Source organism: Pseudomonas sp., from assembly GCF_037994325.1.
Taxonomy (GTDB): Bacteria; Pseudomonadota; Gammaproteobacteria; order Pseudomonadales; family Pseudomonadaceae; genus Aquipseudomonas.
This window is the reverse complement of record NZ_JBBNAH010000659.1, coordinates 1-10,003: the sequence shown is the minus strand read 5'-3', so window position 1 is coordinate 10,003 and position 10,003 is coordinate 1. Positions and strand designations below refer to the sequence as shown.

Below are 10,003 nucleotides of genomic sequence, written 5' to 3'. Positions count from 1 at the left end.
TTTGCTGAGCGTTTTGTTTCGCGCCTTACGCGCGACTTACTTTTTGCCAGTCGCCGGAATGCCGGACCAGGCAAAAAGTAAGCAAAAAACGCTTGCCCCGACCTTGGCCCTTCGCTGCGCTACGGGTTCCCTTATTCCATCGTCGTTCCAGTGGCCCGGCACAACGGGCCTTCCATGGCCCGATGTGCCTCTCGCCGCGTCCCTGCGGCTCAACCTAGCCGGCGCCCCCTTACACGACGATTCCATTCGGCCTGCGATGAACGGGGCGGTTAGGTCACAAGCCAGATCAAGATCACAAGCGATCGGTATTCCCATCTGGGAGCGTGTTCTACGAAAGGGAGGTTAGCCGCTGGCCGTTTGATTATTGCGATTCCAGTCAACAGTCCTTGGTCATCTTTGCGCTTAAAGCCCTCCCACCCGAAACCTAAAATAGTCCCGCCTCCCACGCAGAGGCCAACGCTCGGAAAGGCGTTGTGTTGCCGCTGTTTTCCATAAGATTTCGGCGGGTTTTATAGGTAGTAGGCAAGACATTCGGTTGGCGCCTTTTCCACGAATAAGGGCGCTAGCCGACTACTTCTCAAAGCATTACCCCAAATAGGTAAACACCCCATGAAAGCTCTCGTTTTACTGGCGTTGGCGGGCTATGCCTGCGTGTCTCTGGCGGCTGAGTCGCCGGCGATCAGCGATGACAGGGAACAATCAGCAGTCGAGCAATATGCCTATGGCATGGAGTTGGATGTGGCGCGGGTTATTTCCATTTCCAGCGATAACCACGAGTGCGCCGTCGGCCCGGCGTGGATGACGTTTGAGGACCATCAGGGCCAGCGCCATACCGTTGAGTATCGGCAGATGGGTGATGGTTGTTCCAATGGCTGACTGCTAGCGGCCAGCAGGCCCTCTCCATGGCTTGGGGAGGGCAAACAGGCCCTATTTTTCTTTTGCCGCGCTCACGCCTTCGAGGGTGGAGAACGAGGTGTCTTTGGCGGTTAGCAGAAAGTCGCGCATAAACGGCGCGTCGAGCATGTCGGTGCGAATGCCGGCGTAGAGGGTGGCGAACAGGCCTTTTTCCCCTAAGCGTTTGGCCGTCACGTAACCGCGCGAGCTGTATTCGTGCAGTGCCCAGTTGGGCAGCCCACATACGCCACGGCCGCTGGCCACCAGCTGCATCATCATTACCGTCAGTTCTGAGGTGCGCACTTGCGCCGGCTCGATATCGGCGGGCTCAAGAAAGCGGTTGAAAATGTCCAGGCGGTCGCGTTCTACCGGGTAGGTGATCAGGGTTTCTTTGGCCAGGTCGCCGGGCACGATGTAGGGCTTGTTGGCCAGGCCATGTTGGTTGGCTACGGCGAGCATGGCCTCATAGGTAAACAGTGGCACGTAGGTGATGCCAGAGAGCTCGATGGGGTCGGAGGTCACCACCAGGTCGAGGTCACCACGGGCCAAGGCGGGCAGGGGGGCGAAGGAAAAACCGGAGGCCAGGTCCAGTTCTACTTCCGGCCAGGCATCGCGAAATTGGTCGATGGTCGGCATTAGCCACTGAAAGCAGCTGTGGCATTCGATGGCCATATGCAAACGCCCGGCAGTACCGCCCACCAGCCGCGCCATATCGCGCTCGGCGGCACGCAGTTGCGGCAGCAGCGAGTCGGCCAGTTGTAGCAGGCGCAGGCCGGCGCTGGTAAAGCGCACGGGCTTGGTTTTGCGCACAAACAGCTGCATGCCCAGGCGCTCTTCCAATTCTTTGAATTGGTGCGAGAGCGCCGATTGCGTCAGGTGCAGGCGTTCGGCGGCATCCACCAGGCTGTCGGTTTCACGCAAGGCGTGCAGGGTTTTCAGGTGGCGCAGTTCCAACATGGCGAGGCTCTCGAAGCGCTGAACATGAGGCAAATTAACGTGAATGGAATTACGGTTCAACTAGAAAAGGTTGAGTTTGTTTCATGTGTTGGTGCTGCCGACAATGCGCTCCATCTTTTACAGGGAGAACATCGCAATGGCATTGGCACACAACCTCGGCTTCCCGCGCATCGGCCGCGACCGCGAGTTAAAAAAGGCGCTGGAAGCCTATTGGCAGGGCGAGCTGGATGAAGCCGGCCTGCGTACGGTGGGCCGTGAGCTGCGTGCCACGCACTGGCAGATGCAGAAAAACGCCGGTATCGAGTTACTGCCGGTCGGCGATTTCGCTTGGTACGACCAGGTGCTTAGCCACTCGTTGCTGTGCGGCGTGGTACCTGAGCGTTTCCGCCAGGGCAACGCCTTGCCAACCCTCGACACCCTGTTTGCCATGGCGCGCGGCACGGCTTCGCATAAACACGGCGATGCCTGTTGTGGCGGCGCCCATGCCGAGGAAATGACCAAGTGGTTTGATAGCAACTACCACTACCTGGTGCCGGAATTTACCCAGGACCAACAGTTTAAGCTGAGCTGGGAACAGCTGTTTGAAGAGGTCGCCGAAGCTCACGCGTTGGGGCATAGCGTAAAACCTGTGATTCTCGGGCCGCTGACGTTTTTGTGGCTGGGCAAGGCGCGCCATGCTGAATTCGACAAGCTGGAATTGCTCGACCGTTTGTTGCCGCTCTATGGCGAAATCCTCGGGCGTTTGGCTGCACAAGGTGTGGAGTGGGTGCAGATCGATGAGCCGATTCTGGCCCTGGATCTGCCGCAAGCCTGGAAAAACGCCTTCGAGCGCGCCTACAACCTGCTGCAGTATTCGCCGTTGAAAAAGTTGGTAGCCACCTATTTTGGCGACCTGGAAGACAACCTCGGCCTGGCCGCCAACCTGCCGGTGCAGGGTTTACATGTGGACCTGGTGCGCGCGCAGCAGCAGTTGGCGGCGGTGCTTGATCGGGTGCCGACCTACAAAGTGCTGTCGCTGGGCGTGGTCAACGGCCGCAATGTCTGGCGCTGTGATTTGCACCAGGCGCTGGCGTTGCTACGTGAGGCGCAGGCGCGCTTTGGCGACAACCTGTGGGTGGCCGGTTCTTGCTCGCTGCTACACAGCCCGGTCGACCTTTGCCGCGAAGATCAGTTAGATGACGAGCTGCGTAGCTGGCTGGCGTTTGCTGTGCAGAAGTGTGGGGAAATCGCCGTTCTCACCCAGGCGTTAAATAACCCGCAGGCTGCCGATGTGGTTGCCGCCCTGGCCGCCAGCGCAGCGGTGCAGGCCAGTCGGGCGCAGTCCACACGTATTCATAAGCCCGAGGTACAAGCCCGCGTGGCCGCGATCAACGTGGCAGACAGTCAGCGTCAGTCGCCCTTCGAGCAACGTATCGAGGTGCAGCACGCCCGGCTAAATCTGCCGCTGCTGCCGACCACCACCATCGGCTCCTTTCCGCAAACCTCGGCCATTCGCCTGGCGCGCCAGTCGTATAAGCGCGGCAAGTTATCGCTGGGCGAATACACCGAAGCCATGCACTGCGAAATCCGCCACGCGGTGCAGGTGCAGGAACGCTTAGGGTTGGACGTGCTGGTGCATGGCGAGGCCGAGCGCAATGACATGGTTGAGTACTTTGCCGAGCAACTGGACGGCTACGCCTTTACCCGCTTTGGCTGGGTGCAAAGCTATGGTTCGCGCTGCGTAAAGCCAGCGGTGATTTACGGCGACCTGAGCCGCCCGCAGGCGATGACGGTGGAGTGGATTCGCTATGCACAAAGCCTTACCGGCAAGGTGATAAAGGGCATGCTCACGGGCCCGGTGACCATGCTGATGTGGTCGTTTGCCCGCGACGATATTTCCCGCGAACAACAGGCTCGCCAGTTGGCCTTGGCGATTCGCGATGAAGTGGTGGATCTGGAAGCGGCCGGCATCCAGATCATCCAAATCGATGAAGCCGCGTTCCGCGAAGGGCTGCCACTGCGTCAGGCACAGTGGGCCGGTTATCTGGACTGGGCGGTGCAAGCCTTCCGTTTGTGTGCCAGCGGCGTCGGCGATGCCACGCAGATTCACACCCATATGTGCTACAGCGAATTTAACGATGTGATTGAAGCCATCGCAGCCATGGACGCCGACGTGATCACCATCGAAACCTCGCGCTCGGCCATGGAGTTGTTGGATGCCTTTGAGGCGTTCGCCTACCCCAACGATATCGGCCCTGGCGTGTACGACATTCACTCGCCGCAGGTGCCAGATACGGCGGCGATCGTCAGCCTGTTAAGCAAAGCGGCCAAACGTATTCCGTTGCAACGCTTGTGGGTGAACCCTGACTGCGGGCTGAAAACCCGCGGGTGGCCGGAGACGGAGGCGGCGCTGATCAATATGGTCGCGGCGGCGCGGCAGATGAGGGCCGCAGTGTAGGCGGCGGTAGCCCTCCGGCGTCCCCGCGCAGGCGGCGGTCCAACGATTCGGAAGCCAGAATGTTGGACGGCTTGAGGTGTGTGACCGGCTAAAGGTACTGGGTCCCCGCCTGCGCGGGGACGACGGTGGGCAAATTGAAATTCGCGCCGAGTCACTACCGTTCAGCGCCCTTCATCAAACTGTCACGCTTATGTGGCAGCGCGCGCTAACAGATGTCAGCACAATCCGCCCTTACTGGGGTTTTGCGTGTTGGTGTTTTCTTATGCGTGCGTTGTTTTTTTGGGCCGCCTTGTGCTGCACCTGGCCGTCTTTTGCGGCTTCTCGTTGTGATGTCAATGTTCCGACTCAACAGGCTGATCTGGGCGAGGTGACGCTCGCGTACCAGAGCATCGGTCGTGAGTCCGATCCGGCGTTGCTGCTGGTGATGGGCTTGGGCGGGCAGTTGATTCATTGGCCGGATGAAGTGGTGGTCGCCCTCTGCCAACAAGGCTTTCGGGTGATTCGTTACGACAACCGCGATGTGGGGCTGTCGACCTGGGCACACGCACCGGAGCCGGCCAACCTGACCTATGAAGTGCTGCGCTACAAACTCGGTTTTTCCGTGTCGGCGCCTTACAGCCTGACCGATATGGCCGGTGATGCCCTGGGTTTGATGGACACGTTGCACGTCCCGCGCTTTAACGTGCTGGGCGCGAGCATGGGCGGCATGATTGCCCAGCATATGGCCGACATGGCGCCGCAGCGCATCACCAGCCTGACCCTGATCATGACCAGCTCCGGTGCCCAAGGCCTGCCGGCGCCCAACCCGGCGCTGCTGTCGTTGCTGGCACGCCGCGAAGCGCCAAACCGCGAAGTGGCCATTGAGCAGCAGGCCGATTTGCTTGCGGCCCTGGGCAGCCCCACGGTGCATGACGACCGTGCGCTGTTGAAAGAGCAGGCGGCGATTGCCTATGACCGCGCCTTTAACCCGGCCGGCGTACAGCGGCAGATTCTCGCCATCCTCGCCGAGCCTAGCCGCGTGGCCTTGCTCGACCGTTTGCGGGTGCCGACCTTGGTGGTGCATGGCACGGCCGATCCATTGTTACCGGTGATGCATGGCGTGCATGTGGCGGCGCATATCAAAGGTGCGCAGCTCAAGCTCATACCGGGCTTGGCCCATCGTTTTCAGGAGGCGTTCAAGGCGCCTTTGTTGGCGGCGGTGTTGCCGTATCTCGCCGAGCACCGTCAGCCGGTGGGGTTGGCGCAGCTCTAGAGTTTGTATGCCATCGCGGTGTGTGGTGTGCCCATCCCTCACCCCCAGCCCCTCTCCCGCGAGCGGGAGAGGAGAGCCTAACCGAGACTATCGCAGCAACACCGACCTTTTCCCTCGCCCCTCGGGGGAGAGGGTTAGGGTGAGGGGAGCTCTTTCCACAACAGTTCTTCACCTGTGCCCTTGTCGTTTCCACATATCCCAACCGCGTTTCCGTCACTGCCATGCCCTTTGCGCTGGACTAACCTCGCGACATACCCGTGCAACCACGTTAAGGTCGCCGGTTCGTTTTTCCCTAACAAGAATCCAGAGGCACTCCATGAAGTTGTCCGGTCGGGGCGTGGCGTTGTCGGTGGTCGCGTCGCTGTTGTTCGCGTTGATGCCGGGGTATGTACAGCAGCTGGCGCCATTGGATGGGGTGCAGATCTTTGCCCAGCGCGTGCTGTGGTCGATCCCTCTGGTGTTGCTCTTGGTGGCGCTGTCGCGGCAATGGAAGCTGCTCGGTGGCACTTTGCAGCGGCTGCGCAATGAGCCGTTGTTGCTGCTGGCCTTGCCGTTTTCCGCCACGTTGATCGGCATTCAGTGGGGCCTTTTTCTCTGGGCACCGCTGCAAGGGATGATGCTCGACGTCACCCTTGGCTACTTTCTATTGCCGTTGACCATGGTGCTGGTCGGCCGCGTTTTCTATCACGAGCGCCTCAGCCCGTTGCAAGGCATCGCCGTGGGCCTTGCCATGCTCGGCGTGCTGCACGAACTGTGGCTGACCCGCGCATTTTCCTGGGCTACGCTGGTCACGGCGCTGGGCTACCCGCCGTATTTCATGCTGCGCCGCTGGATGCGCCTGGACTCGCTGTCGGGCTTTATTCTGGAAATGCTGATGTTGGCGCCGTTGGCGATCTGGCTGATTCTGGCCTTTGGCCCGGATGATCTTTTCACCCAGGCGCCGCGCATGTGGTGGCTGCTGCCGGGTATCGGCCTGCTCGGCACCCTGGCCTTTGCGGCGATGATGGCGGCCAGTCGCCTGTTGCCGCTGGGTGTGTTCGGCATCCTCAGCTATGTGGAGCCGGCGTTGCTGTTTGCGGTGACGGTGTTGTTTCTCGGTGAAAGCTTCAACCCGGCTCAACTGTGGACCTACCTGCCGATCTGGCTGGCCATCGGTTTTACCGCCTGGGACAGCATTTACATATTACGCAAACAGGCCCGGCAGGGAACGTAACGCCGGCAGCACCTGTTCGCGCAGCAGCGGCGCAAGGGTGGCGGGGTAGGGCTGGTCGGCGCCAAGCCAAGCCAGCTCTTCCAGTTCGGCGGCGGGCGCCACGGGCTGATCAAGGCGGGCAACGAAGATATCGGCGTCGATCCAGGTGTCCGCCTCATTGGCGGCCGGCGCGTGGAACCTGCCCAGCGTTTCCAGTTGCTCGGCAGACACCGGCAAATTCAGCTCTTCGAGCAATTCGCGCTGCAACGCGGTAATGGCCGATTCGCCGGCTTCACGTTTGCCACCGGGCAACATAAAGGCTTGGGTGCCACGCTTACGCACCAGCAACAGGCGGCCTTGGGCATCGATCAGGCAAGCGGCGGCGATGGCAAGTACGGTCATAAACGCTCCTGGGCAGTAAATTTTCCGGCGCAAGAATGCCAGCTCAAGGGCGTTTTGTAATGCCGTCGCCCGCGCCCATGGTCGGTCGTGTGCACAGACTGCGGGCGTTCCGGGGCAACAACCGGTAACCTATGCGGCTGTTTACTGATCTACGTCGAGGTAGCCCCACGTGTTTTCCCAATTCGCCCTGCATGAACGCCTACTTAAAGCCGTGGCCGAGCTGAAGTTTGTCGAGCCCACCCCGGTACAAGTCGCGGCCATTCCGCCGGCGCTGGAAGGGAAAGACCTGCGGGTTACCGCGCAGACCGGCAGCGGCAAAACCGCAGCCTTTGTGCTGCCGATGCTGAACCGCCTGATGGGCGATGCCAAACCACGTGTGGTCATCCGCGCGCTGATTCTGCTGCCGACCCGTGAGCTGGCGCAGCAAACGTTGAAAGAGGTGGAGCGCTTCTCGCAGTTCACCTTTATCAAATCTGGCCTGATCACCGGCGGTGAAGACTTCAAAGTACAAGCGGCCATGCTGCGCAAAGTGCCGGATATTCTGATCGGCACCCCAGGCCGTCTGCTTGAGCAACTCAACGCCGGCAACCTCGACCTCAAGGCCGTGGAAGTGCTGGTGCTGGACGAAGCCGACCGCATGCTCGATATGGGCTTTGCCGAAGACGTGCAGCGCCTGGCCGGTGAATGCAAAGGCGCGCACCAGACCCTGCTGTTCTCCGCCACCAGTGGCGGCAACGGCCTGCGCGAGATGGTCGCCTCGGTGCTGAAAGACCCGCAACACTTGCAGCTCAACAGCGTCAGCCAACTCAGCGATGGCGTGCGTCAGCAGATCATTACCGCCGACCACAACCAGCACAAAGAAGCCCTGGTGCACTGGTTGCTGGCCAACGAGACCTATCAAAAAGCGATCATCTTCACTAACACCCGCGTGGCTGCCGACCGCCTCTATGGGCGTTTGGTCGCTGCCGAGCACAAGGTGTTTGTGTTGCACGGCGAGAAAGACCAGAAAGACCGCAAGCTGGCCATCGACCGCTTGAAGCAGGGCGGGGTGAAAATCCTCGTCGCCACCGATGTCGCCGCCCGTGGGCTGGACGTTGATGGTCTGGACTTGGTGATCAACTACGACATGCCGCGTAGTGGTGATGAATACGTACACCGCATCGGTCGCACCGGCCGTGCGGGTAACGAAGGGCTGGCGATTTCTTTGATTTGCCATGGTGACTGGAACTTGATGTCCAGCATCGAGCGCTACCTCAAGCAGAACTTTGAGCGGCGTACCGTCAAGGAACTGAAAGGCACCTACGGCGGCCCGAAAAAGGTCAAAGCGTCGGGCAAAGCGGTTGGCGTGAAGAAGAAAAAGACCGACAAGAAAACCGACAAAAAAGCCCCGGCAAAAACCGCCACCAAGCGCAAAACGGCCAACAAGCCCAAAAGCGACTTGGTTAGCCGCGACGGCATGGCACCGTTGAAACGTAAGAAACCGGAAGCGCCTGCGGCGGAGTAGTTTCTTCGCACCCCATCGTCCCTGCGCAGGCGGGAGCTTAGGCTGTTGCGGTAAGCAGCACACGCCTGGCCAATTCTGGATCCCCGCCTTCGCGGGGAAGACGAAAATAGACAACCAAACCCCCGTCGTCCCCGCGCAGGCGGGGACCCATACTCGTTCAGGAGTATGGTGCTTGGCGCGGTATCCTGAATTCCCGCCTTCGCGGGGATGACGGAATCTACGCAGAGGAAGACGACCGCCTAGGGGATCGTGTGCGCGGTGGGCCTTTGAGGTCGGCTATTTCGGCACGATCAGAATCTTGCCTTCGCGCTCACCACTGGCCGCCGCTGCTACCGCTTCTTTGATCTGGCTAACGTCATACGTTGCCGCGATGCGCGTTTTCAGTTTGCCGCTGGCAATCAGCTGCACCAACTCGCCAAACACCTTGCCTTGCTCCGCCTGACTGGCTGCGCGAAACCATTTCGCTAACCAAAACCCGCGCAAGCTCACATCGCGGAACACGATCGCCGAGGGCGAAACCTGGCACGGCTCGCCGCTCATCATGCCGTAGTTAACCACCACGCCACCTTCGCTCAGGCAGGCGGCGAGATGGTCGGTGGCTGCACCGCCCACCGCATCAATGGCTAAACGAATCGCTGCGCTGCCGGTGGCTTCGCGTACGCGTTTGGCCAGGTCGGGGCCGTCTACCAGCACCACATCACCACCCTCACTTTGCGTGGCGGCAATCGCCGATTCGCGGCGCACGACGTTGACGGTTTTAAAGCCCCGCAGTTTGGCGATTTGCATCAGGTAGCTGCCGACACCGGAGTTGGCGGCGTTTTGAATCACCCATTCGCCCGGTTGCAGGTCGACAAATTGGCTCAGCAGCAGCGACGCCGTCGGCGGGTTGACGGTGATCATCGCCAGTTGTTGCGGGTCGGTGTCGGGCAGGGGGATCAGTTTGCTGGCATCGGCATTCAGGTGGGTGACCCAGGTGCCGCAACCGACGGGCAGCAATACGGTCTGGCCAACTTTTAAGGTGCTGACCTCCGGCCCCAGCTCTTCCACTTTGCCCACGCCCTCGTTGCCGCCAACGGCGGGCAGCGGCGGCAGCATGCCGTATTCGCCGGTGAGGGTGAGTACGTCCGATGGGTTGATCGGTGCCGCCAGCACTTTGATCCGCACTTGGCCTTTTGTAAGCGCTGGCAGTTGCAGGTCGACGGCTTCGATCAAGTCCTGGGGCACCGGGCCACGGGTTTTATATTCGGCTTTAAGCATGTGGATCTCCTGGCGGATGGGGAAGTTAGCAGTGTAGGAGGGCGGTCCGCGTTCGGTGCGCACACATAGGCGTACGACGCAATATTCTGGATCCCCGCCTACGCGGGG

At 60.6% G+C, this 10,003-nt stretch carries 8 protein-coding genes; 5 read left to right on the top strand and 3 right to left on the bottom strand.

Features of this window, described 5'->3' with window-relative positions:
* Window positions 1-609 precede the first annotated feature (609 nt).
* The gene (locus AAAB16_RS21805; RefSeq protein ID WP_340665223.1) at window positions 610-876 is read left to right on the top strand and encodes a DUF2790 domain-containing protein; all 267 of its coding nucleotides are present in this window, start codon (window positions 610-612) and stop codon (window positions 874-876) included.
* Between the two features lie 51 nt (window positions 877-927).
* Here the strand turns inward: AAAB16_RS21805 and metR are convergent, their stop codons facing one another.
* Window positions 928-1,851, bottom strand: a complete 924-nt coding sequence (metR, locus tag AAAB16_RS21800; protein WP_340665222.1) for a transcriptional regulator MetR — start codon at window positions 1,849-1,851, stop codon at window positions 928-930.
* 136 nt (window positions 1,852-1,987) lie between these two features.
* Between metR and metE the strand changes: the two genes are divergently transcribed.
* From metE to rarD, 3 genes are all read left to right on the top strand, one after another.
* Entirely contained in the window at window positions 1,988-4,288 is a 2,301-nt protein-coding gene (metE, locus tag AAAB16_RS21795) for a 5-methyltetrahydropteroyltriglutamate--homocysteine S-methyltransferase (RefSeq protein ID WP_340665221.1), read from the top strand.
* Window positions 4,289-4,550: 262 nt separating this feature from the next.
* Entirely contained in the window at window positions 4,551-5,540 is a 990-nt protein-coding gene (locus tag AAAB16_RS21790; RefSeq protein WP_340665220.1) for an alpha/beta hydrolase, read from the top strand.
* A 316-nt stretch (window positions 5,541-5,856) separates the two neighbouring features.
* Window positions 5,857-6,753 carry an EamA family transporter RarD gene (rarD, locus tag AAAB16_RS21785; protein WP_340665219.1) on the top strand — a complete coding sequence of 299 codons (897 nt, stop codon included), beginning with the start codon at window positions 5,857-5,859 and terminating at the stop codon, window positions 6,751-6,753.
* Here the strand turns inward: rarD and AAAB16_RS21780 are convergent.
* On the bottom strand, window positions 6,724-7,134 hold the full coding sequence (locus AAAB16_RS21780) for an NUDIX domain-containing protein (RefSeq protein ID WP_340665218.1): 411 nt from the start codon (window positions 7,132-7,134) through the stop codon (window positions 6,724-6,726). The two genes, rarD and AAAB16_RS21780, sit on opposite strands and share 30 nt — an antisense overlap.
* A gap of 169 nt (window positions 7,135-7,303) precedes the next feature.
* Here AAAB16_RS21780 and AAAB16_RS21775 point away from each other — a divergent pair, with 169 nt between their 5' ends.
* A complete protein-coding gene (locus AAAB16_RS21775; RefSeq protein WP_110615024.1) occupies window positions 7,304-8,638 on the top strand; it encodes a DEAD/DEAH box helicase in 1,335 nt (444 codons plus the stop codon).
* Between the two features lie 276 nt (window positions 8,639-8,914).
* On the opposite strand, the gene AAAB16_RS21770 is transcribed toward AAAB16_RS21775, so the two are convergent.
* Complete coding sequence (locus AAAB16_RS21770; protein WP_340665217.1) at window positions 8,915-9,895, bottom strand: zinc-dependent alcohol dehydrogenase family protein; 981 nt, start codon at window positions 9,893-9,895, stop codon at window positions 8,915-8,917.
* Window positions 9,896-10,003 lie beyond the last annotated feature (108 nt).

What these genes read in the sequence shown, in the direction of transcription:
- AAAB16_RS21805 (WP_340665223.1), top strand. Translation starts at nt 610, where the DNA reads ATGAAAGCTCTCGTTTTACTGGCGTTGGCGGGCTATGCCTGCGTGTCT.
- metR (WP_340665222.1), bottom strand. Translation starts at nt 1,851, where the DNA reads ATGTTGGAACTGCGCCACCTGAAAACCCTGCACGCCTTGCGTGAAACC.
- metE (WP_340665221.1), top strand. Translation starts at nt 1,988, where the DNA reads ATGGCATTGGCACACAACCTCGGCTTCCCGCGCATCGGCCGCGACCGC.
- AAAB16_RS21790 (WP_340665220.1), top strand. Translation starts at nt 4,551, where the DNA reads ATGCGTGCGTTGTTTTTTTGGGCCGCCTTGTGCTGCACCTGGCCGTCT.
- rarD (WP_340665219.1), top strand. Translation starts at nt 5,857, where the DNA reads ATGAAGTTGTCCGGTCGGGGCGTGGCGTTGTCGGTGGTCGCGTCGCTG.
- AAAB16_RS21780 (WP_340665218.1), bottom strand. Translation starts at nt 7,134, where the DNA reads ATGACCGTACTTGCCATCGCCGCCGCTTGCCTGATCGATGCCCAAGGC.
- AAAB16_RS21770 (WP_340665217.1), bottom strand. Translation starts at nt 9,895, where the DNA reads ATGCTTAAAGCCGAATATAAAACCCGTGGCCCGGTGCCCCAGGACTTG.